Here is a 23,777-nt window from a genome sequence, read left to right as displayed (position 1 = left end):
CTTTTGCCAACCCGCCAAGCTGTCGGCGGATTTCATCCGCAATCGCCAGCTTTAGCTGTTTCCGATACCACCGGCTTTAGCCGGTGGAGCATTCATTCAAATTTGTCAGTTCGTGTGCAATCATAGATTATCCTTATTGAGAGTATGCGGCGTATCACATATAGATAAATTAAGTTTCTGAACAGATGAGTTATTGATAAGTGAATTCATTTGATCAATGGCCATATTATTGAGATATTCCAGTCTTTCTTCCTGCGGTATACCCTGTTTAATCAATTCAGCATTCATGCTTTCAAGATTTACAAGGATAATAAGTTGATAAATATCAGCATAATCCCTGATATTTCCTTCAGAATCAGGGTGTTGAGCACGCCATTGTTTGGCTGTTATTCCGAATAATGCCATATTTAGAATGTCAGCTTCACTTGCATATGTAAAATTTATCTGCTGATGGGTAAGATGCTTTGGTAGCAGATGAGATTTTATGGCGTCAGTGTGAATGCGATAATTAACTTTAGCCAATTCACGCTTTGCATTCCAAGCCAAAGACAGCTTATGGCTTTCGTCTTTCTTGAGGCGCTGATAATCTTTGATTATATAAAGTTTGAACTCGGGGGAAACCCATGAGGCAAATTCCATCGCAATATCTACATGAGCGAAGGTGCCCCCATATCTCCCTGATTTGGATTGGATTCCTATGGCTCCTGTCACCGCGATCCATTTTTGAGGGGAGAGAACAAACGAGTTACGCCCTGCGTCGGCTCTAAACTGGTCGAATTCGACCAGTTTAAAATCCGGGTTATTCAACTGCTCCCATAGCCCAAGAAATTCAATGGTTTCCCTTGAGCGCATCCAGTTTTTCACGACATCGGCAGGCGCATCACTTTTATATTTTGCAATATCCGTCAGGCTAATGTAGTCAGCTTGCGAGGTGCTGTGCAAGGCAATACTGAGTCCTTTTGCCTGGATTGTGGTCTTGATCTGTTTGGGCATGGTTCCCTTCCCAAGGGTATTCTTGTTGAAAATACAGGCTATAACAACAGTTAACGACACGTCCAGTTTAAAATTGGCAGTCAGCCCTGCCGCATCTTCACTCTGCAATCTCCCCAGTTGTGGAGATGTATTCAAAAGTAGCGCCCATGCCGCCCGTTTCCGTTTCATGCCGGGGATTACAAATTTGCATGCAGAAAAGCCCTTGCGCGTCGTGTCGCAAGGGCTTGCTGCCAGGTGGCGCGCCCGACAGGATTCGAACCTGTGGCCTTTGGCTCCGGAGGCCAACGCTCTATCCAACTGAGCTACGGGCGCATCAGAATGCTTTGATATGCCTTGCGCTCCGTGCTGTCAAGGCGCATGCCGCCCGCGCGCATCTCCCAGGCACGATCCGGGCGCGCATTTGCATGTCCGGGGATTGTCGGCTACAAACAGCGGCATGGCGGCGCGTTGCGTCCGAACACGCGAGGGGGAAGCATGCGCGATATTCTGGTGGGCGTCAGCGGAGCCAGCGGCATGCCCCTGGCGGCATGTCTTCTGCGCCTTCTGGCGGGCATGCCCGGGGTCAGGACGCACTGTGTCGTTTCCAGCGGCGCATGCGCGGTGTTGCGCGCGGAGTGCGGCGCAGGGCCGGAAATTCTGACATCCTGCGCCCATACGGTCTACCAGCCTGACGATCTGGCGGCTGGCCCGGCCAGCGGCTCATGGTGGCGGCGCAACCGCGAGCCAGCGGCCATGCTGCTGGTGCCCTGTTCCATGGGCACCCTGGGCGCTGTGGCCAGCGGGGCCACGCGCAATCTTGTGCAGCGCGCGGCGGACGTGGCCCTCAAGGAATCCCTGCCCCTGGTGCTGGTTACCCGCGAAAGTCCGCTTTCGGCTGTTCACCTGCGCAACATGCTGGCCCTGCGCGAAGCCGGCGCCGTCATCATGCCGTTTTCGCCGGGATTTTACCTGCGGCCGCAAAGTCTTGACGCCATGCTTGTCCAGACCTGCGGCCGCATTCTGGATCAGATACACCTGTCGCACCGGCTGGAACGCTGGGCAGGCACTACCGGACATGAGGACACGCCATGAGCGAGATTATCTGGTACGGCCATTCGGCCTTCAAGATCAGCACGCCGCAGGCATCGGTGATCATTGATCCCTTTTTTTCCCAAGACTGCGGGCACAGCGCGGAAAGCGCGGGGCATGCCGACCTTGTGCTGGTCACCCACGACCACGCCGACCATGTGGGCGATGCCGTGGCCCTCTGCCGCCGCACCGGAGCCATGCTGGGCGCCATCGTGGGCACGGCGGACAAGCTTGCGGCGGCGGGGATTCCGGACGGGCAGATTCTCAACGGCATCGGCTTCAACATGGGGGGCACGCTGGAGCACAAGGGCGTGGCCGTAACCATGACACCGGCTTTTCACTCCAGCGACTCCGGCTCGCCCGCCGGATACATCGTGCGCATGCCCGACGGCCTTGTGGTCTACCACGCAGGCGATACCTGCGTTTTCAGCGGCATGGAGTTGTGGGGTCGCCTGTACGACATTGATGTGGCCCTGCTGCCTGTCGGCGGCGTCTTCACCATGGACGCCGCGCAGGCCGCCCTGGCCTGCAAGCTTCTGGGCTGCAAGGCGGTCATTCCCATGCACTGGGGCACATTCCCCGTGCTGGAGCAAAATACCGCAGCCTTCAAGGCCGCGCTGGCAAAGCTGCGCCTGTCCTGTGCCTGTGTGGACATGCGCCCCGGCGAAAGCGCACATTTCGGCTAGATCATGGCATCGACTTCCACCCTGCCGCAGGTGGCCCTGCTGGCGACAGGCGGCACCATCGCCGGAGTGGCTTCCACGCCGCTGGAGCAGATCAGCTATCAGGCCGGTGTGCTCCCTGTGGAGCGCATGCTGGAAAGCCTGCCCGGCATTGACGGCGTGGCGCGCATCGCCGGTGTGCAGTGGGGCAATCTGCCCAGCGAAAACATTACGCCCAAGGACTGGGCGGTGCTGGGCAAAAAATGTGCGGAGATTCTGGCGAACCCCGACTTCTGCGGTATGGCGCTGACCCACGGCACGGATACTCTGGAAGAAACGGCCTTTTATCTCGACCTTGTTCTGCCGCCGGGCAAGCCCGTTGTGCTCACCGGCGCCATGCGTCCCGCCACGTCCCTGAGTGCCGACGGCCCCATCAACATCCGGGATGCCGTGGCCGTGGCGGCCTGCCCGGCGGCATACGGGCGCGGAGTGCTGCTGGTCATGAACGGGCGCATCCTTGCGGCCCGTGCGGCGGTCAAGGTGTCTACCCTGGATGTGGAAGCCTTCCGCGCGTTGGAGTCCGGCTGTCTGGGCCGTGTCATCAACGGCGAGCCGCATTTCTATCACGGCAACGAGCATGCCCCGCCGCTCAGTGGAGCCTGTGCGGCCCTCACAGGGCAGCCGGAACTGCCGCGGGTGGACATTCTGTACGCCTGCGCGGGCATGCCCGAAGATCTGGCCCGGCATTCTCTGGAGCGGGCGCAGGGCATTGTATTGGCTGGCATGGGCAACGGTTCCATGCCGCAGCGCATTTGCCGGGAACTGCGTACCGGCATGACCGCAGGGCTGCCCGTGGTGCGCACCAGCCGCACCGGCTCCGGCCCGGTGACGCCGCTGGAGGAATATGCCGACTTCATCCCCGGCGGCATGCTTTCTGCGGCCAAGGCGCGCGTGCTGCTCATGTTGGGCCTGGGCACGGCGCAAAGTGACGATGCCATTTTCCGCCTCCGGCATCTCCGGCAGCTTTTCGCCGTGGGCGGAAAACTCTGAAAAAACACGTCCGGAGCCATGATCTGGACAAAAGCGGTATGCCGTCCTACAGTCGCGCTGCCGGGGGCTTTCCGCTGCTCTCTTTCGCTCTGCAGGGGAGGAAAGCCCGCGTGCGCACCTGAAAACCGCGGGCGCACAATGCCCGACAAGGCGAACTTTTGCCATGAACATGCGCCGGATTCTGAAAAAAACCTTTCTCTGGTCACTGGCGGTCTTTTTTGCCGGGGGCGTGCTGGCCTGCGGCGCGGCGGCCATGCTCTTTTACTGGGCGTCGCGCGATCTGCCCGACATCAGCCACATTACGGAATACAAGCAGCCGCAGGCCACGGTCATCCTCGCCCGCGACGGTTCCACCCTGGGAACCCTGTACCACGAAAAGCGTTTTGTCGTCGGCCTCAAGGACATGTCGCGCCATCTGCCGCTGGCCTTTCTGGCTGCGGAAGACGATGCCTTTTACCGCCACATGGGAGTGGATCCTGTGGCCATTTTTCGCGCGGCCATCAACAATTTTCGCAAGGGTCGCCAGGGCGAGGGCGGCAGCACCATCACGCAGCAGCTCGTCAAGCAGCTTCTGCTGACCTCCGAGCGCAGCTATACCCGCAAGATGAAGGAAGCCCTGCTGGCCTACCAACTGGAAAAAAATTTCAGCAAAGACCAGATTCTGACCATCTATCTGAACCAGATTTATCTGGGCGAACACGCCCACGGCGTGGAGGCGGCCGCCCGCACCTATTTCGGCAAGCACGCATCGGACATCACCCTGGCCGAAAGCGCGGTCATTGCCGGGCTGCCCAAGGCGCCCAGCACCTACAATCCCTTTCGCCGCCCTGATGAAGCCAAAAAACGCCAGATGTATGTTCTGGGACGCCTGCGCGACCTGCAATGGATCAGCGGGGAGGAATATGAAGCCGCCGCCAGGGAGCCTCTGGTATACTGGAGCATGCCCGACGGAACCTCCGGCGCGGCCCTCTGGTATCTGGAAGAAGCCCGCCGCCTGCTCATCGAGTTTTTCACCGAGGCCAACCTCAAGGCTCTGGGGGTGGAAACCGTCAAGTACGGCGAAGACTTTGTGTACGAAGCTGGCCTGAGAGTGCAGACCGCCATGGACCCCGTTCACCAGGCGGCAGCAGGCGACGCGCTGCGGCGCGGCCTGCGGGAGTTGGACAAACGCCAGGGCTGGCGGGGACCGCTGGAACAGCTTGACGCCGAAAAGCAGCAGGACTTTCTGAAAAAAAGTTCCTTTTCCCCTTCGGATCTGGCGGGGGGCAACTGGGTTCGGGCGTTGGTCAGCGCCGTGGAAGCCAGGGAGGCCCGCGTGGAGCTCGGGCAGGGCTATACGGGCGTGATCCCTGTTGCCAATATGTCCTGGGCGCGAAAGCCCAATCCCAAAGTGCCCGCAGCCGCGGCCCCTGCGCTCAGGGATGCCCGGCAGGCGCTGGCCCCTGGCGATGTGGTCTGGGTCAGCGCGGCGGCGGAAACGATGGTGCAGACCGGCCCCAAGGGAGCAAAAGTCAAAAAAACAGTGGACTTTGATCCGCAAAACGCGCGAAAGGACAAGGCCATTGCCCTGCTTCTGCAGCAGGAGCCCGCAGTGCAGGGGGCCATTGCCTCGGTGGAGACCCAAAGTGGCGATGTGGTGGCCCTCATCGGCGGTTACCAGTTCGGCAACAGCCACTTCAACCGTGCCACACAGGCCCGGCGCCAGCCCGGTTCAAGCTTCAAGCCCATTGTCTACTCCACGGCGCTGGATTTCGGATTCACGGCTTTTTCCACTGTTCTGGACGCACCTTTTGTCTATGTCAATCCGTACACCAACGAGGTTTGGCGGCCTTCCAACTACGAAAAGAACTATCGCGGCGAGCTTCCCCTGCACACGGCGCTGGCGCTTTCGCGCAATACCTGCACTGTGCGCGTGGCGCAGCAGACGGGCATCGCCAATGTGGTGGAAAGGGCCAAGGCGCTGGGGCTTGAGCCCAACTTTCCGCACGAACTGGCCATCAGCCTGGGGGCTGTGGATGTTTCGCCCCTGAACATGACCCAGGCCTATGTTCCCTTTGCCAACCAGGGCCTGGGTGTGCGTCCGCGCATCATTACCTCCATCACTGACGCCAGAGGTCGCGAGATCTACCGGCAGGACGTGGAGCACTGGCAGGCCATCAGCCCGCAGAATGCCTATATCATGAGCACGTTGCTCAAAAAGGTCGTCACTGCGGGAACCGGGGGCCGGGCCAGAGTCGAGGGGCGGGTCATCGCGGGCAAAACAGGCACTACCAATGAGGAGCGCGATACCTGGTTTGTGGGTTTTTCGCCCTGGCTGTCCACCGGCGTCTATGTGGGCTACGATCAGGTGCAGAGCCTGGGCAGGCAGGAGCAGGGCGGACGCACGGCGGCGCCCATCTTCCGCTACTACCGTGCAGAGGTGGAAGGCAGATATCCTGCCGATGACTTTGCCATGCCGCCCGGCATTGCCTTGTCCGAGGGAGTGGCCTATCGTACCGACCTGCCCATGCAGGGCATGGCGGCCACGGGCGACAGCACCAGCGACAGTGCTGTGGCGGCCACGGCGGACGACGGCGAGGAACTCATGCGCCAGATGTTCTGATCCTTTTTGCCGCACCATACTGAAAAACAAGGAAACGCATGATTCCCTACGGATCGCTTGTTGTCTACGTTACCCCCGGAGGGCGCAGATACCTCAAACGCCTGACGGAAAATCAGGACTGGCACAGCAATGACGGCATCCTCCCTGCCGCACGGGTGGCTGCGGCGGATTTCGGCAGCGTGCTGTATACCAGCCAGGATGTGCCCGTGCAGGTGCTGGAAGCCACGCTGCACGACCGCCTCACGGGCCTCAAACGCCAGACGCAGATCATCTACCCCAAGGATATCGCCTATATTTGCCTGCGCCTGGGCGCCGGGCCGGGGCGCACCATTGCGGAAGCGGGCTGCGGTTCCGGCAGCCTGACCACGGCCCTGTCATGGTTTTGCGGCCCCACAGGGCGTGTTGTCAGCCATGAGGCGCGCCCCGAATTTCTGGCGCTGGCCCGCCGCAATCTGGAGTGGGCCGGCGTGGGCGCCAATGTGGAACTGCACCAGCGCGATGTGGCCGAAGGTTTTGCCGTGAGCGGTGCGGACGCCCTTTTTCTGGACGTGCGCACGCCGTGGGAATATCTGGATCAGGCCGTGGCGGCCGTGCGGCCGGGCGCAGCCTTCGGCTTTCTGCTGCCCACCACCGATCAGGTTTCCCGCCTGCTGCTGGGGATGGAGAGCGGCCCCTTTGCCCATGTGGAGGTGTGCGAAATTCTTGTGCGCCACTGGAAGCCCGTGGCCGACCGCCTGCGGCCGGAAGACCGCATGAACGCGCACACGGGCTTTCTGGTCTTTGCCCGCTGGCAGGAGCACAACGAGGATTTCGCGGCGCGCAGGCCCCTGGGCACGCGCGAGCGCAAGCAGGAAGCCGCCCGTCAGGCCCGGCAGGACATGGCGGACACTCCGGCTGACGACAGTCCGGCCCCGGCGGACGCATAACCACAGGCATGGGCGGGTCACGCCCGGCGTACAGACTTCTGGAGCGGAACATGACTTCTGACAGCAGCGCCCCCCAAACCACCGCAGAATCCCACGGGCAGGACAAGGCCGGAGTGGACTTCATCCGCACGCGCATCATGCAGGACATGGCCTCCGGCCGTTACGGCGGCCGCCTGCACACGCGCTTTCCTCCGGAACCCAACGGCTATCTGCATCTGGGGCATGCCAAGTCCATCTGCCTCAACTTCGGTGTGGCCTCGGAGTTCGGCGGCCTGTGCAATCTGCGCTTTGACGATACCAACCCCGCCAAGGAAGAAACCGAGTATGTGGACGCCATACGCGAAGACGTGCGCTGGCTGGGCGGCCAATGGGACGACCGGCAATTCCATGCCTCCGACTATTTTGCGCACTTCTACGCCTGTGCCGAAAAACTCATCACTCTGGGCAAGGCCTATGTGGACGACCTTTCGGCGGACCAGATACGCGAGTACCGCGGCACGCTGACAGAACCGGGCCGCGAAAGCCCGTGGCGCAACCGCAGCGTGGAGGAAAATCTGGACCTGTTCCGGAGAATGCGGGCCGGAGAATTTGCCGACGGCGAGCGCGTGCTGCGCGCCAAAATCGACATGGCTGCCCCCAATCTGGTCATGCGCGACCCCACCCTGTACCGCATCCGGCATGCCGCGCACCACCGCACAGGGACAGACTGGTGCATCTATCCCATGTACGACTATGCGCACTGCCTGTCAGACTCTCTGGAGGGCATCACCCATTCGCTCTGCACGCTGGAATTTGTCAACAACCGCGAGTTGTACGACTGGATACTGGATACGCTGGATCTGTACCATCCGCAGCAGATCGAGTTTGCCCGGCTCAACGTGACCCATACCGTACTCTCCAAGCGCAAGCTCATCCAACTGGTCAGCGAAGGCCATGTCAGCGGCTGGGACGACCCGCGCCTGCCCACATTGAGCGGCCTGCGCCGGCGCGGGGTGCCGCCCGAGGCCCTGCACCAGTTCTGTCGGCGTATCGGCCTGGCCAGGGCCGATTCCGTGGTGGAATACGCCCTGCTGGAATTTTGCATCCGCGAATATCTCAACGCCCACGCTCCCCGCGTCATGGCCGTTCTGGATCCGCTCAAGGTGGTCATTGAAAACTATCCCGAAGGCCAGATGGAAGAATTTGACATGCCCTACCACCCGGAAGACCCTGCCTACGGCAGTCGCACAGTGCCTTTTGCGCGCGAGCTGTATATCGAGCGTGATGATTTCAGGCTGGATCCGCCCAAAAAGTACCACCGCCTGTCGCCGGGAGCGGAAGTGCGCCTGCGCTACGCCTACCTTGTTACCTGCCGCGAGGCCGTGACCGATGCATCGGGCAGGGTAACGGAACTGCGCTGTGTGTATGATCCGGAAAGCCGCGGCGGGCAAAGCCCTGACGGGCGCAAGGTCAAGGGCACCATTCACTGGGTTTCTGCAGCCCACGCCCTCCCGGCCGACATCCGCCTTTACGGCCAGCTTTTTGCGGCAGAAAACCCTTCGGCCAGCCAGAACTTTCTGGACTGCCTCAACCCCGCATCCCTGACGCTCGCTTCCGGTTTGCTGGAGCCTGCCCTGGCCAGCCTTGAACCGGGAAAGTGCGTGCAGTTCGAGCGTTTGGGCTACTTTTGCAAGGACAAGGACAGCAGCGCCGAACGGGCTGTGTTCAACCGCACTGTCACCCTGCGCGATACCTGGGCAAAGATGGAAAAAAACGCCGGAGGGCAGTAACGCTGGCCTCAAGGTACTTTCGCGCGGCATGAGGGCTTGATCCACAGGCTTCCGGGCCTCTCTTCCGTCAGGTGATTCTGCATCCTGCCAGAATACGCTGCCCTTCACTGTGGGCAGAGTTCTGCAGGCTTTTCCCGCCCGTCTTCCAGCCCGCGGCATAGCTGCTTTGTGATGTCAAACCTTGCACGCACATATGCGAGAATTTTTTTTGCCGCCCGGATTGTAATCCTGATATGTGGTCGCAACTTTGGGAATGCGCCCCCTCTGCACACGAGATATCCATGAGTGCTTCTCCAGAAGAGAAAATGCTTGTCGAGCAGGTCATGCATGACAACCCCGAAACGCTGACGCCGGAGCATCGGCTGAAAGATGCTCTCCCGGTATACGAGCGGCATGGAGTGAACTGTGTGCCTATTCTGGATGGGCAAAAAAGAGTGCGGGGCATCCTTACGGTATTTCAGCTTGTACAAGCAGTGCGTCAAGGAAAATCGTTCGATACGCCTATTGGCGAAGTGATGGACACAGATTTGGTGAGCATCCGCAATGACGATACATTCGGTATGGCTTGCAGTATGCCCATCGACAGAATGCTTGTTCTGGATCACAGTGACAGACTGGTAGGTGTTTTGACAAAAAAGGAGTTGATACACAAGATTTACAAGGCTTTTTGCAATGCCGATACTCACAATCAGGAGTTGAGCGAAGTCATCAACTGCGTCACCGATGGTGTCAGTATTTTTGACGGAAACGGGCATCCCCTGTTTCATAACGACAAAATCCGCAGCTTGTTACCGGATTGTGACAGTATTTCTTCTCCGTCTTCTCCGGGCATGTCGGCGATGGCAGGTCTTCTCCAAAAAACCCTGGCTCATGAAAAAAGCCACAGCCTGCTGCTGAAAAACTGTAACGGAAAGCAAGTTGTGTTTACCATGACTCCCTTGTTCGATGGGGCAAAAAAACTTTTTCGTTGCGTACTCTCCGCTCGTGACATGACAGAAATTCTTCGCTTGCAGGAAGAAGCAGAAAGCACTCGCCAGCGCCTTGCCGCATTTCGGGAGGCCTATCCCAAAAACAAAAAAGTGATAGCCCACAGCCCGGCAATGCGAAGACTGCTGCGAGAAGCCGAAGGGTTGGGCAGTGTGGACTCCACGGTGCTTATCACCGGCGAAACAGGCACGGGAAAAGAAGTTTTGGCGATGCACATCCACAGCCACAGTGCCCGGCGCAACGGCCCGCTGGTGCAGATAAATTGTGGCACCCTTCCGCAGCACCTGCAGGAAGCAGAGCTTTTCGGATATGAAAAGGGCAGTTTTACCGGGGCCACTTTCAGTCGCGCAGGCATGCTGGAGGTGGCCAACGAGGGCACGCTCATGCTTGACGAAGTGGGAGAAATGGATCTTTCCCTTCAAGTCAAACTGTTGCGCGCGTTGCAGGAGGGCGTGATTTATCGTATCGGCGGGCGCAAGCCGGTCAGAGTGGATGTGCGCATTATCGCCATGACCAACCGAAATCTTCTCAAGATGGTGCGTGAAGGCAGCTTTCGCGAAGATTTGTATTATCGTCTGAACGTGATTCCACTGAATATCCCCCCGCTCCGCGAGCGTCCAGAAGATATCCTGCCGCTGGCGCAGCATTTTTTGAATCTTTTTGGCAAAAAATACTCTACGAAATATCAGATCAGCCAAGGAAAAGCGCGCATGCTGCTGGCCTATCCTTGGCCGGGGAATGTCCGCGAACTGGGCAACTTCGCGGAACGTCTGACCATAGCCAGTCTTTCTGCGGGCAACTGCGCCACGGTGTGGGAGAGCATTGCTCCCGCCGGGAGCGTTTTTTCGGAAACCGCCTCCATGCGTGAACAAGTCAAACACTTCGAGCGGCAATGCCTTGAGGCCGGATTGGCCACCGCTGGCGGTATTCGTGCGGCGGCTCGTCGACTGGGGATATCGCACGCGACATTATTGCGCAAAATGCGAGAGCATGGGCTTTCGGTTCAAAACTGAACCGTACGCGGCAGAATGAAAAGCGTCTCTTGACCCGTTTACCCCGTGGTGCGGGAAATGGTTCAAAACAAAACCGCTGGTTTTGTTTTGAACCATTTCCTTTTTTCTGAAATTGTATCAATAATCACAAGATGTTGTATTTTCCTCGCAAGGGTCGCATTTTTGCGGGGCATAGGGACCCAATCAGGAATATTCAAAATTTATGATATAAAATCAAATAGATATTGTATGATGGTTTTGGAACAGTCTTTGCTTCAGGTGGAAAAAATCACACCTCAAACCTGTTCACTGCGCAGCTTGGTAACAGCCGAAAAGTGTTGATGGTACTGTCCCGCTTGTTGGACAGGCAAGTGCGACAAACAGTGTTGCAAACAGTTTTCAGACAGGAGGTGAACATGACATCTGCGGCATTTTGGATGTTCGGGTTGGCCCTCGCCTACACGCTTTTGCTTATCGGTATGAGCCAGATTGCCAGAAAAAAAGCCCAGGCCGGAGAAGATTTCTTTGTGGGGGGACGACAATTCAGCCGTTGGACAGTAGCCTTTTGCATAACAGGCCTGTTTTCCGGCTCCACCTATATCGCGATTCTTGAACTTTCGTATCTCACCGGAATTTCTGCTGTTTGGTACGGTGTTGCGGAACTGACCCATGTGCTTATCATCGCACTGGTGCTTATCGGTCCCTTCCGCAAAAGAATGATGGTCACCATTTCCGGTTTGATAGGCGACAAATATGGGCGCATGGCCAAGGGAATTGCAGGAGCCATCACGGCTATCACCTTTCCCATGTGGTCCGTAGCCACCGCTCTCGCTTTCGCTTCGTGCATCAATGCTCTCACCGGACTGGACATGCTTGCTTCTGTGGTCATTACCGCGGCCCTCATGTATGTTTTTTTGAGCGCGGGTGGCATGTGGTCCGTGGCCATGACCCAGACTGCCAACTTTTTTGTCTTTATGGCCATGTTTGGCGTGGCCATTTATGCCATCTACGTCAATCCAGGCTACGATGCACTGACAGCGTTTCTGCAAACCAACGCCAAATATGGCGGACTGACAAGCGTGGGGCTGCAAACGATCCTGGCATGGTTCGGCACATTTCTGATCAATGTCTTGTTGGCACAGGCGGCCTTTCAGATGTCTCTTTCCTGCAAGAGTGCTGATGAAGGGCGCAGGGGGCTGCTCATCGCTGCGGGTTTCAATGTTATTTTCATTGTCATGGGTGTCCTTGTCGGCGTTGCCGCCGCCATCGCTGTGCCCAATCTTGGGCGAGGTCTGGTGGCTGTTCCCAAGTATCTGATGGAAACGTTGCCCGCGCCCCTTGTCGGCCTGTTCACCCTGGGTATCTGGGCCTGCGCTTTGGGATGGGGTGCGCCCTGCCAGTTTTCGGGCGCGACAAGCTTGGGGCGTGATGTGGGTTCCGCCCTGTTTCCCGATGCTGCGGACGACAGATTGGTTCGCTTTACCCGCTTTGCGTTACTGGCCCTTACGGTACTGATGATTCTTCTCGGGTATCTGCGCTCCGAGCAGGCCGCATGGTGGAATATTTTTGCCTGGACTGCCCGCAACGGAGCCACATTCGCTCCCATGGTGGCAGCATTGTTCTGGGGTGTGGCTACTCCTTTTGCCGCCGTCACTGCTCTGGTGGCCGGATGTGGAGCGGGGCTTGTCTGGAACTGGATGGGCGACTGGGCAGTCAACAGTTTTTATCTCACGGTTCATCCCGTATGGGTAGCCATGGCCGCCAATATTTTGGGCATAACGGTGGCTTCCCTGGCTGAGCGCGGATGGGTATGGGTCAATCCCCGTGGCGGAGCAGCACTTTTGCGCAACGGTTCTCTGTTGGCCACCGGGATATTGCTTGTGGTGCTGATCGCAGCCGGAACACGCCTGTACGAAACCGGGCTATGGGGCATGACAGCTTTTTTGGCCGTGCTCTTTGCCTGGATCGCGTTGATTCTCAGCACTGACCGCCCGCAACATACCATTTTGTGAAGGAAGGTTGCCATGTCCACAATTCGTGTTGAATGGAAAGGGAATATGGTGTTTGAGGGGAAAGATTCCGAAAACCGCTCCGTCATTATGGATGCTTCGACCATCTACGGGGGGCGTCATGAAGGTGTGCGGCCCATGGAATTGCTGCTCATTTCACTGGCGGGCTGCACCGGCATCGAGGTTGGGCACGCGCTGAACAAGATGCGCATTCCTTTCACGAAGTTTCATATTGGGGTAGATGCCGTGCGCCGTGAGGAGATTCCGCAGATTTTTACAGAGATCAATGTGGAATATGTGATTGAGGGCAAAGGGGTGACCGTAAAGAAATTCCTTCGTGCTTTTGAATTGGGAGCCGTGAAATACTGCTCCGTAGCCAATATGCTCAAGGCCGCCAGCCAGATCCGATACAGCTTTGTGGTCAACGGCGAAAGGTGCGTTTATCCGTTGACGGACAGCGTTGCTGTATGAAGCGTAGGCGGAAGCCCGCAGGCTCCGTCAATAAAGCGCCACCCGTGCAGAGCAGGGGTGGCGCTTTGAGGTTGGGGAAAAGAGCGCGCTATTCCGCGCCGAGCTGGATGCGCGAGAATGCGGTGACCGTCAGGTCGTCGCCCACGGCTTTGCCCGCTTCACGCAGCACGTCCGCGATGCTCTTTTTGTCGTCGCGGATAAAGGGCTGTTCCAGCAGGCAGACTTCCTTCTGGAATTTTTTGACCGCGCCTTCGGCGATTTTGTCCACAATCTGGGCGGGCTTGCCTTCTTCCAGCGCCTTCTGCCGGTAGACTTCGCGTTCGCGCTCCACCACGGCAGGGTCCAGGCTGGCGGCGTCCAGGGCCAGGGGATTGGCCGCGGCAATCTGCATGGCCAGATTTTTGGCCAGTTCCTGCACTTCGGGCTTGCCCGCGCTTTCCGCCTTGCCGCAACGCACAAACACCAGCACGCCGATCTTGTTGTTGGCGTGAATATAGCGTCCCACCAGATCGCGGTCAGAGTCTTTGCTGTAGCGGGCAAAAGCGCCCAACTGCATGTTTTCGCCCACAGAGGCGATGAGCTGCGTCACCTGATCGCCCACAGCGGCTTCAAGGGCAGCGGCGTCAGCGGGATTTTTTTCCAGAACGGTTTGGGCCACCTGGGCAGCCAGAGCCTGAAACTGCTCGCCACGGGACACAAAGTCGGTTTCGCACAGCAGGGAAGCCATGGCCACCTGCATGCCATCGGCGCTCTCCGCCACGGTCACCAGACCTTCGCTGGTGGCGCGGCCGGATTTTTTGGCGGCCTTGGCAATGCCTTTCTGGCGCAGCCAGTCGATGGCTTTTTCCAGATCTCCTCCCACTTCGTCCAGGGCTTTCTTGCAGTCCATCATGCCTGCGCCTGTCTTGTCGCGCAGGTCTTTCACCATTTGGGCGCTGATAGCCATTGTATGCTCCACGCTGTCCGGCACAGGGGCCGGAGTTTGTCTGTCATCGGGTGCCGCCGGGGCGGAAAGGGGCGGTTATGTACCGCCCCTCATGCCGCGTTCCGCAAAAAATGGTTTACCGGGCGGCCTCTTCTTCGGGAGATTCCTCTGCAAGAGCTTCCTGGGCCGCGGCCTTCTGCATGGCTTCCTCGGCGTTGGCAACTTCGCCCTTGCGGTCCTTGCCCATGGCTTCGCCTTCCATGCAGCCTTCGGCAAAGGCGGTCACAAAAAGCTTGATGGCCCGGATGGCATCGTCGTTGCCGGGAATGATGTAGTCGATGACATCGGGATCGCAGTTGGTGTCGGTCACGGCCACAATGGGAATGCCCAGCTTCCGGCATTCCTTGACGGCAATGTCTTCCCGATGCGGATCAATGATGAAGGCCAGCTGGGGCAGGCGATCCATGTTCTTGATGCCGCCCAGAGTTTCCTCCAGCTTGTGCATCTCGCGCTCCAGCAGCAGGACTTCCTTTTTCTGGTAGCGGCCGATGGAGCCGTCGGCAAACATGCCTTCCAGCTTTTTCAGGCGTTCCACGCTTTTCTGGATGGTGACGAAGTTGGTGAGCGTGCCGCCCATCCAGCGGTTGGTCACATGATACTGACCAGCGCGCCCGGCCTCCGTGGCCACGGCTTCCTGCGCCTGACGCTTGGTGCCGATAAACAGCACCTTGCCGCCTTTGGCCACGGTGTCCACCACCTTGTCGTAGGCCGTGCGGAACAGTTTTACCGTCTGCTGCAGATCAATGATATGGATGCCGTTGCGCGCGCCAAAGATGTACGGGCGCATTTTGGGATTCCAGCGGCGGGTCTGGTGACCGAAATGCACGCCGGTTTCCAGCATCTGCTTCATGCTGACATAGGCCATGTTCGTCCTCCGGGAGGGTTGTTCTTCCACCCAGGCCCTGACCCTGCAACCCGGCCTGCATCAGGGACCACCCCAAGACGCAAAAAAACGGACAGCGCCCCGCGCTGTCCCACCGGGCACCCCGGGCCGCTGCCTGAGTGTGCTTGATGGAAAGGGCTTGTGTACCGTATTGTTTTTTTTCTTGCAAGCGCCAAGGCAGGCAAAAAAAACGGCGGCAGACGGGCCGGCGCTGCCGGGCAGGCCGAAAACATTGTGCCACGTCCTTGCGTTGCCCGCCGCTGATGCGCCTGCCTGCCGCAAGGCATGGCGTGCATTCCCGCAGGGGGGCCGACAAAACGGTATCAAGCGGTGCGGTCATGCCATGTACTTTTCCGGAATATCTTTCCGGGGCCGTGCGGTGGCGGTGTGGCGGCCCCGCCTTCCGGACTCGCACCCTCATCCTGCGGGGTGAGAGCGGAGCGGCAAAAGTCCGTCAGGACCGAATATCTCCCGCGGGGGCGCGGAAAATTTCCGAACAACCTGCAGGGGTGATGCCTGACGGCTGCAAACAGGATATGACATGCCGCAGGTTGCAGGCGCAACCGCGCAACGCAAAAAGGCATATGGAGGAAACGCGCATGAAAAATTCCCTGTGGGTCGGCTATGTCCTGCTTTTTCTTTTTTCTTTTGCGCTGTATTGGGGGGTGCTTCTGGGGGCCGGCGCGGCCGCGCTGGCTCTGGCGTATTATCTGCGCGGCCGCGCCCGCAGGGCGGAAGATGTCGTAGCGTGCGCCCATGCCCAGTGGCAGATAAATACAGTGTGGCTGAACCTGCTGCTCGCCGTGCTGGGCATTGCGGGCGTTGTGGGTGTTGCGGCCTGGATGGGAAGCGACCCCGCCATTGTGGAAAAATTTGAAGCGCTCTCTCCCGGAAGCCAGCCGCCCATGGAAATGCTGCAGCAGTTCTGGGCGGTTCCGGGCAGCAAGGCGCTGGTGGTTTTTTTGTGCGCATGGGTGTTCCTTTTGCTTCTCTGGCCGCTCAAGCGCACGGTGCAGGGCATGCTTGCCCTGCGGCGGGAGCAGGAGCCCGCAAACTCCGGCTCCGCGTGCTGGCTGGCCCTGGCGCTGGGAGTGCTGCTCCAGATAGGCATTCCCATGATTTTTCTGAAATGAGCGCCTCCAGGCTCCGTATCCGCTCTCCGGGACATTGGACCGCGCGTCTCTGGCTGGTCTGCGCGTTTCTGCTGTTTTTGTGCCCGGCCCGCGCCCATGCTGCGGAAACTTGGGCCATATACTGGTATCTGTGCGGCAGCGATCTGGAAACGGATTTCGGCGCGGCTTCCGCCGATCTGGAGGAACTGCTTTCCGCCCGTCTGCCGGACAATGTGAGCGTGGTCATCCAGACGGGCGGCGCCCGGAAGTGGCACGGATACGGCATCAGCGCCGGAAATATCGAACGCCATGTCTACCGCGGGGGCAGGCTCCACAAGGAGGCCAGCCTGCCGCAGGCCAACATGGGCGACGCGGAAAACCTGACGTCCTTTCTCGCCTTCTGCAAAGAAAACCACAGCGCGGACCATCAGGTCTTCATTTTCTGGGATCACGGCGGCGGCAGCATCGGCGGTGTGGCCAACGACCAGAATTTTTCCTTTGACGCGTTATCTCTCAAAGAGATCAGGGATTCTTTCGCACGGGTGTACACAGCCTCCGTTGAAAGGCCGCCTTTTGACATCATCGGCTTTGACGCCTGCCTGATGGCGACTTTGGACACCGCCGGGGCCGTGAACGGCTTTGCGCGATACATGGTGGCCTCGCAGGAAATGGAGCCTGCCAACGGCTGGCGCTATGCTGCCTGGACCGGGGCATTGGGTGCGGACACGTCCATGAGCCCGGAAAAACTGGGCAGAATCATTTGCGACACATATCTTGACGGGTGCAGGCAGGCTGGTACGGAAGACAATGCGACGCTTTCCCTTGTGGATCTGGGAAAAATTCCCCTGCTCAACCTGACTTGGAACGCCTTGGGGCTTGAGGCTGTTTCCGTTGCCATGGACAACGAAAGTTTTTACGCCGCATACGGCAGGCAGGCCAAGGCTTCGGAAAATTATGTGAATTCCCGTGTGGAAGGGTATACCAACATGGTGGATGCCGGCGCTCTGGTGCGGCGGCTGAAAAAAGTTCTGCCGGAGTTTGCGAAATACTTTCTGGATGCTCTGGGCGAAGCGGTCGTCCATGAGGTTCACGGCCCCTGTCGGTCTCCGTCCGGCCTTTCCGTCTACTATCCCTTTGACGGCGACAGTGGCGGATTCGCCTCCATGATGCAGACCGGAAACATCACCGCCTTTCTGGTTCTCAACGGGCTCCAGCTGGGTTTTCTGGATGCGGACAGCGCCGTGGCGCACCTTGAGCGTATCTCCGCGGACATCTCCCGGACGCTCGAAGACGATGCCCCCGCTCCGGAAGGAGCCGCGCCGGAAGGGCAAAGTGCGGCGCCGGAGGGAGGTTCGCGTCCTCCGCATGGCCCGCCCACAGGGCATCAGGGGCCGAGCGATGCCCAGAACCCTTGGTTTCCCCTGCAATCGGCCCTGTCGGCCGTTTTTGAGGGGCAGAGGCGGGAAGGGCAGGCTCCCGCCAACGCCATATTGCTGATGGAACCGGCCGTCAACGCTGTGGCGGCCTCAGTGGCGCCGTTACGGCAACTGGACATTTCTTCCCTGGAGGACTTTCGCGTCACTGTTGGCGATGGCGGCGAAGCGCGACTTGACCTCGGTCCTGAGCGTGTCAGGCATCTGGACAGTGTGCAGTTTTACCTCGCCTGCTTCGACCTGGAAGACGATCTTGTCGTGCTGCTGGGAAAAGATGCGGATATGGAGGCGGACTGGGAGAACGGCGTTTTCAAGGACAATTTTCAGGGGCGGTGGGCCGCCTTGAACGAACATCTGGTGTACATGGAAGTCACGCATCAGGATGAGGCGCGCAACCACTATGCCGTCCCGGTAAAGCTCAACGGCGTACGCTGCAATCTGCTTGTGGTCTATGACTTTGCGAAGGAGGAATACCGAATTCTCGGCGCGCGCCGCCTGCATGACGAAAATATCATGGACAAGGCGCTCATCAGCCTGAAAAAAGGCGACACAATCACCACCATTTTCCTGGCCATGCCCGTGGACGATGACCATGCGGATTTTCAGGAAATGGAGGCGGACACCTTTACCCTTGGCGAAAACATCGTCTTTGCCGATACGGACATGGGCGACGGACAGTTCATGTTTTTGTTTGAAATGACGGACGTGCAGAACAATTCCGCCATGTCGCAGATCGTCACCATCGAAGTGAAGGACGGAACGGCCGTGTACAGCGAGTAGCGGGAGAATTTTTTGTTTGAGTATTTTGGGGGAATAACTTACTAATGATGTCCGGCAATGGCTGCGGCGGAGCGCGGAGGAATGGCAGAGCTGGTTGATAGCGGCAGTCTTGAAAACTGTTGACGGTGTGAGCCGTCCGGGGGTTCGAATCCCTCTTCCTCCGCCAACTCGCATTTGCGGCATCCGGATGTCATCTCACAAATCTGTTCGGTCGTTCTCCAAAAAGGCTCTTGCCCCGTTTATCAGCACAGCAAAACTTTTTGATTTGTTTTCCCCGGTTATGCGCAAATGCGGGGCAATAAGCCGGGAACCGCTGATTTTTTGAATTTTTTTCCGATCAATTTTTTCAACTCTTCTGCAGCATTTGTCAGGGCATCAGGTGCTCTGAATTTTTTTCTTTGTTGATTCATTGCTGTCATTCCCAGACATGTTTTCCAGAAGCTCGAACACCGACACAAAACAGGGCGTTCATCGCGCAAATTCGGCTTCAAGGAGCAGTTCACCGTTCTGGCCTTCATCCAGCTTGCCGCAAGACGCTCCATGCGCGATGGCCTGCGGTGCCTGAGCGCGGCCGGGAACCGCCTGTATCACTGGGGCCTGAAAGCCGTGGCCCGCTCCACATTTGCCGACGCCAACAACTCCCGGCCTGTGGGCTTTTTCCAGGATCTGTTCGCCGAAATGTACGGTCTGTGCGCGGCAAAAACTCCGGGACACAAGTTCCGCTTCAAATCCAAGCTGTTCAGCGTGGACGCCACCACCATCAAGCTTTGCCTGTCGCTTTTTCCCTGGGCATCGTTCCGGCAGGCCAAAGGCGGCATCAAGATGCACACCGTGCTGGACCATGACGTCATATCCCGGCCTTCGCGGCCGTCACGGACGCCAGAACCCATGAAAGCCGCGCAGCCAAAGCGTTGGAGCGGCCCAAGGGCTCCATCGTGGTGTTCGACAAAGGTTTCATCAGCTATCCCTGGTTCCGGACCCTCGGCGCAAAAGGCATCTTTTTCGTGACCCGACTCAAGCGCAACGCCGTGTACAAACTTCTGGAGCGCCGCCCGGTGAACCGCAAAACCGGCGTCACATCCGACCACGTTATCGAGGTCATCAGCGGGAAAACGTCCCTGCGCCTGCGGCGTATCGGTTACCGGGACCCGGAAAGCGGCAAACGTTACGAATTTTTGACCAACCACTTCCGCCTGAGTCCCAAAACCATCGCCGACATCTACAAAGAGCGCTGGAAAATCGAGCTTTTTTTCAAGGAAATCAAACAAAATCTGCGCATCAAGAGCTTTGTCGGCAACTCGGAAAACGCGGTTTTGATCCAGATCTACACGGCCCTGACGGTCTATTTGCTTCTTGCGTACCAGAAATTCCTCAGCCGCCCCGGGCTGTCCGTGCAGCAGCTTTTCCAACTCATCCAGCTCAACCTGCTCGGTGCGGCTTCGCTGGAGGAACTCCTGAATCCCCGACGACGAAAAAATGAAAATCCCTATAACCTCAGTTTGTTAGACTTGGTGGATTAGCCGGACAGCAATGAGGGGGTGTAATCCCCCCAATGCCCGCCGCTTGCAAAGGGTGACGCGCGTACTGTCCGACTACGGGCAGCGGGTGCAGAAATCGGTGTTCGAGCTGCGCCTGGATGAACGGCAGTTGCAGAAACTGTTGCGCCGTCTGGCTGCCATCATTGACCTTGAGGAGGACGGCATCAAGATTTTTCCGCTGTGTGCCGACTGCCAGGGCAAAAAATTCGGGATGGGCAAGGTGTGCTTTTCCGTAAAGTCTCCCCGCTGGCTCGTCATTTGAGCACGCAAAGGCTCTGTCCGCGGCAGGCTGGCCTTCAACCTGCCCCCCCATTGGACCGTGGGACGTCATTCCAGGCGTTGCCCCCGGCGCGCGTCACGGTTCACTCGGGCAGGCTTTGCTTTTTTCGGGCATTGGGGTAACCTGCAACAGAAGGAGAGAGAGCGTTCGGGCTGTTTTGCGCGGGTGTCGGGCCAAAATTGGGCAAAATTGTTAACCCGCTGAAAATGCTTGATATGTGTGAAGAAGGCTCCGCAAGACCCGCGCACAATTTTTGATAAACAGATCAACATGTTACAAGGGAGGATGCAAAAATGGGCCCTCATGACGAGCCAATGTCGCGAGATCCGCGAAAAATGCCCCGCAAAGCCGCAACTGGCGGGGCTTCCAGAAGGCGAAGTAGAAATAGACCTGAATTGAAAAGGGATTAAGACGACTCTCGTAGTTCTTTAATAATTTCAGCCATTTGCGCTCGTAGAAATAGACCTGAATTGAAAAGGGATTAAGACGCGGGCGGTCGGCGGCCTAAATGTGCGCTCGCCCCACTTGTAGAAATAGACCTGAATTGAAAAGGGATTAAGACACGCAAAGCAGTTTTTTGTTTAGGACGCAAGTAGTTGGAAGTAGAAATAGACCTGAATTGAAAAGGGATTAAGACCAAATACTGGCGGTTGGTATGTGCCGTTTGCGGCGTAGAAATAGACCTGAATTGAAAAGGGATTAAGACTTTGGTAGGTGGCGTCGGCATTCAAACGCTCCCGGAGGGGTAGAAATAGACCTGAATTGAAAAGGGATTAAGACCCTTGCCCTTGAGCTTGTTATCTCAAATTTTGCCGCCGTAGAAATAGACCTGAATTGAAAAGGGATTAAGACACAAACTCGCATTCGTTGTCCTAGCTAAAGATTGTGTGTAGAAATAGACCTGAATTGAAAAGGGATTAAGACGCTGCCGTTTGCGAAGCTCTTGCTTCGCGGGTGTAACTATGTAGAAATAGACCTGAATTGAAAAGGGATTAAGACGTTGCCCCTCTCCACGGAAAAATGTCAACTGCGGCGTAGAAATAGACCTGAATTGAAAAGGGATTAAGACGCGTATGGTCGCCCGTGGACTCCAAGGGCATGACGCATTTGCGTAGAAATAGACCTGAATTGAAAAGGGATTAAGACCCGAACCGCCCTGAGCTTTGTGGCCGTGGACGCGCTGGGTAGAAATAGACCTGAATTGAAAAGGGATTAAGACGCAAGGCCTCCATCAGCGTGACCACGGACATCGCTTCTGGTAGAAATAGACCTGAATTGAAAAGGGATTAAGACGAAGCCAATCTGGGTGACAAGACCAGTGAAATCGATGTGTAGAAATAGACCTGAATTGAAAAGGGATTAAGACATTGAACCATGGTCTTGCGAAACATCTCCAGTACAGCAATGTAGAAATAGACCTGAATTGAAAAGGGATTAAGACGATGTCCTTTCGGCGGCACAGCTCCCGAAGCTCCGCGAGGGTAGAAATAGACCTGAATTGAAAAGGGATTAAGACACGGGTCTGCCGGGCGGCATGGTGGTGCTCACGGCCGGTAGAAATAGACCTGAATTGAAAAGGGATTAAGACAAACGGTATTTTGGGTGGTATACTGGGTGGTATCTCTACGTAGAAATAGACCTGAATTGAAAAGGGATTAAGACCACTGTCCACAGGACTGACATGGTGGAGGACATGTCAGGACGTAGAAATAGACCTGAATTGAAAAGGGATTAAGACTTTATGAGCCCACCGCAGGTTTTTTACGAATTGTTCCTGGTAGAAATAGACCTGAATTGAAAAGGGATTAAGACGTTGAGGAAGTTGACCACCTTGTTGTAGATCTGACCGTAGAAATAGACCTGAATTGAAAAGGGATTAAGACTTTGGGCATCATCGAAATAGTGGGTTTTGCTTGCGTAGAAATAGACCTGAATTGAAAAGGGATTAAGACGATGCCTGGTCGCCCAGAAACCCGTACATATTGTGCGCATCGTAGAAATAGACCTGAATTGAAAAGGGATTAAGACGATCTCGAAAAGCTCGGAAGCAAGCCAGCGATAATCACGTAGAAATAGACCTGAATTGAAAAGGGATTAAGACGAGAGCCGCATTCTCCAGTGGAGACATAGCTGGTGTACCACGTAGAAATAGACCTGAATTGAAAAGGGATTAAGACTGTGACAGACACACCGATTCGGTGTCTCACTACTTGGTGTAGAAATAGACCTGAATTGAAAAGGGATTAAGACAAGCGCATCTGTTTCACCCCACCAATCCGTGTAATAAGTAGAAATAGACCTGAATTGAAAAGGGATTAAGACCCACCTCACCATACGGAGTACCGAATATACCACATCACGACAGTAGAAATAGACCTGAATTGAAAAGGGATTAAGACAGGGCAAGGGAATTGGCGTTAAGGATGGACCTCGCACTGTAGAAATAGACCTGAATTGAAAAGGGATTAAGACGAATAGAGTTGATTCGATGCAGACTGCCCTTCCCCGCGTGTAGAAATAGACCTGAATTGAAAAGGGATTAAGACGAGCGCCAGCTTGCTCATGTTGAAGGGAATAAAATCCGGGGTAGAAATAGACCTGAATTGAAAAGGGATTAAGACGCAACAGCAGCCCCTACGATCCGGCGCGCCACCGCCTGACCGTAGAAATAGACCTGAATTGAAAAGGGATTAAGACGAAGGCTCCTGCAAACACCATCTTTGTCACCACCTTCTGTAGAAATAGACCTGAATTGAAAAGGGATTAAGACCCTGTGTACTTTGCTCCCAACGTGGTCGCTGCCTCCCAGGTAGAAATAGACCTGAATTGAAAAGGGATTAAGACAAGATATGCCTCCACTCCCTGTAGTTAGCTGTAACTACAATGTAGAAATAGACCTGAATTGAAAAGGGATTAAGACTTCGCTGTAACTACAGCTTCCGTCTTCAGAGCATTAGGAAGGTAGAAATAGACCTGAATTGAAAAGGGATTAAGACGCGGCCAGGACGTTGATCACAATCAGGATTGAGGGCAGCAGCGTAGAAATAGACCTGAATTGAAAAGGGATTAAGACCCGTGGCATCCACCACACGAGTTCCCCCGGTGTAGCTGTAGAAATAGACCTGAATTGAAAAGGGATTAGATAGTGTCGTCAAATTATTGTTGCCCACAATGAGATGCACCTGATTTGCACGGCGGCAAGGAAGGAAAGGCTTCGTTTTGCATAGCGCGTAGCGA

Annotated in this window: 16 protein-coding genes, 2 tRNA genes, 2 pseudogenes and 1 CRISPR repeat array; of the genes and pseudogenes, 15 read left to right on the top strand and 5 right to left on the bottom strand. The window is 56.8% G+C overall.

Annotation, left to right across the window (positions count from 1 at the left end; all coding sequences use genetic code 11):
• Positions 1–120 precede the first annotated feature (120 nt).
• The gene (locus EII23_RS10190) at positions 121–993 is read right to left on the bottom strand and encodes a KilA-N domain-containing protein (protein WP_185702360.1); all 873 of its coding nucleotides are present in this window, start codon (positions 991–993) and stop codon (positions 121–123) included.
• 235 nt (positions 994–1,228) lie between these two features.
• Positions 1,229–1,305: transfer RNA gene (locus EII23_RS10185), tRNA-Arg, on the bottom strand.
• Positions 1,306–1,467: 162 nt separating this feature from the next.
• Between EII23_RS10185 and EII23_RS10180 the strand changes: the two genes are divergently transcribed.
• The 9 genes from EII23_RS10180 to EII23_RS10140 all read left to right on the top strand — a co-directional run bounded on the left by EII23_RS10180 (position 1,468) and on the right by EII23_RS10140 (position 13,529).
• Positions 1,468–2,064, top strand: coding sequence for a UbiX family flavin prenyltransferase (locus tag EII23_RS10180; RefSeq protein ID WP_124793265.1), 597 nt, complete (start codon positions 1,468–1,470; stop codon positions 2,062–2,064).
• Positions 2,061–2,747 carry a metal-dependent hydrolase gene (locus EII23_RS10175; protein WP_124793264.1) on the top strand — a complete coding sequence of 229 codons (687 nt, stop codon included), beginning with the start codon at positions 2,061–2,063 and terminating at the stop codon, positions 2,745–2,747. Before EII23_RS10180 ends, EII23_RS10175 begins: the two co-directional genes overlap by 4 nt.
• Positions 2,748–2,750: 3 nt before the next feature.
• On the top strand, positions 2,751–3,773 hold the full coding sequence (locus EII23_RS10170) for an asparaginase (protein WP_124793263.1): 1,023 nt from the start codon (positions 2,751–2,753) through the stop codon (positions 3,771–3,773).
• Positions 3,774–3,936: 163 nt separating this feature from the next.
• Positions 3,937–6,375, top strand: a complete 2,439-nt coding sequence (locus tag EII23_RS10165; RefSeq protein ID WP_124793262.1) for a penicillin-binding protein 1A — start codon at positions 3,937–3,939, stop codon at positions 6,373–6,375.
• A 38-nt stretch (positions 6,376–6,413) separates the two neighbouring features.
• Entirely contained in the window at positions 6,414–7,301 is an 888-nt protein-coding gene (locus tag EII23_RS10160; protein ID WP_124793261.1) for a tRNA (adenine-N1)-methyltransferase, read from the top strand.
• 50 nt (positions 7,302–7,351) lie between these two features.
• Positions 7,352–9,070: a glutamine--tRNA ligase/YqeY domain fusion protein gene (locus tag EII23_RS10155; protein WP_124793260.1), complete on the top strand. Its 1,719-nt coding sequence runs from the start codon at positions 7,352–7,354 to the stop codon at positions 9,068–9,070.
• A gap of 281 nt (positions 9,071–9,351) precedes the next feature.
• Positions 9,352–11,070, top strand: coding sequence for a sigma-54-dependent Fis family transcriptional regulator (locus EII23_RS10150; RefSeq protein WP_185702359.1), 1,719 nt, complete (start codon positions 9,352–9,354; stop codon positions 11,068–11,070).
• Positions 11,071–11,465: 395 nt separating this feature from the next.
• Entirely contained in the window at positions 11,466–13,061 is a 1,596-nt protein-coding gene (locus tag EII23_RS10145; RefSeq protein ID WP_124793258.1) for a sodium:solute symporter, read from the top strand.
• Positions 13,062–13,073: 12 nt separating this feature from the next.
• Positions 13,074–13,529 (top strand): OsmC family protein, encoded by a 456-nt coding sequence (locus tag EII23_RS10140; protein WP_124793257.1) that lies wholly within the window; start codon positions 13,074–13,076, stop codon positions 13,527–13,529.
• Positions 13,530–13,617: 88 nt separating this feature from the next.
• On the opposite strand, the gene tsf is transcribed toward EII23_RS10140, so the two are convergent.
• On the bottom strand, positions 13,618–14,475 hold the full coding sequence (gene tsf / locus EII23_RS10135; protein WP_124793256.1) for a translation elongation factor Ts: 858 nt from the start codon (positions 14,473–14,475) through the stop codon (positions 13,618–13,620).
• A 115-nt stretch (positions 14,476–14,590) separates the two neighbouring features.
• Positions 14,591–15,379 carry a 30S ribosomal protein S2 gene (gene rpsB, locus EII23_RS10130; protein WP_124793255.1) on the bottom strand — a complete coding sequence of 263 codons (789 nt, stop codon included), beginning with the start codon at positions 15,377–15,379 and terminating at the stop codon, positions 14,591–14,593.
• Positions 15,380–15,996: 617 nt separating this feature from the next.
• On the opposite strand from rpsB, the gene EII23_RS12945 reads away from it, so the two are divergent.
• From EII23_RS12945 to cas2, 6 genes and pseudogenes are all read left to right on the top strand, one after another.
• Complete coding sequence (locus EII23_RS12945; RefSeq protein ID WP_185702358.1) at positions 15,997–16,530, top strand: hypothetical protein; 534 nt, start codon at positions 15,997–15,999, stop codon at positions 16,528–16,530.
• Positions 16,527–18,722 (top strand): clostripain-related cysteine peptidase, encoded by a 2,196-nt coding sequence (locus EII23_RS10125; RefSeq protein WP_185702357.1) that lies wholly within the window; start codon positions 16,527–16,529, stop codon positions 18,720–18,722. Before EII23_RS12945 ends, EII23_RS10125 begins: the two co-directional genes overlap by 4 nt.
• Positions 18,723–18,797: 75 nt before the next feature.
• Positions 18,798–18,888, top strand: a tRNA-Ser gene (locus tag EII23_RS10120).
• Positions 18,889–19,130: 242 nt separating this feature from the next.
• Positions 19,131–19,265, top strand: a pseudogene (locus EII23_RS13450) (DUF4372 domain-containing protein); the annotation flags it as partial.
• A gap of 308 nt (positions 19,266–19,573) precedes the next feature.
• Positions 19,574–20,242 (top strand): IS4 family transposase, encoded by a 669-nt coding sequence (locus tag EII23_RS13445; protein WP_260424682.1) that lies wholly within the window; start codon positions 19,574–19,576, stop codon positions 20,240–20,242.
• A gap of 10 nt (positions 20,243–20,252) precedes the next feature.
• Positions 20,253–20,522, top strand: coding sequence for a CRISPR-associated endonuclease Cas2 (gene cas2 / locus EII23_RS10110; protein WP_124793253.1), 270 nt, complete (start codon positions 20,253–20,255; stop codon positions 20,520–20,522).
• Between the two features lie 396 nt (positions 20,523–20,918).
• A CRISPR array of direct repeats spans positions 20,919–23,685; the repeat unit is 35 nt; unit sequence GTAGAAATAGACCTGAATTGAAAAGGGATTAAGAC.
• Positions 23,686–23,691: 6 nt separating this feature from the next.
• Here the strand turns inward: cas2 and EII23_RS10105 are convergent.
• Positions 23,692–23,777 (bottom strand): annotated as a pseudogene (locus EII23_RS10105) (IS5/IS1182 family transposase); the annotation flags it as partial.

The sequence above is a fragment of the Desulfovibrio sp. OH1186_COT-070 genome, assembly GCF_003860215.1.
Lineage (GTDB): Bacteria > Desulfobacterota > Desulfovibrionia > Desulfovibrionales > Desulfovibrionaceae > Desulfovibrio.
This window is presented reverse-complemented; position numbering and strand designations above follow the sequence as displayed.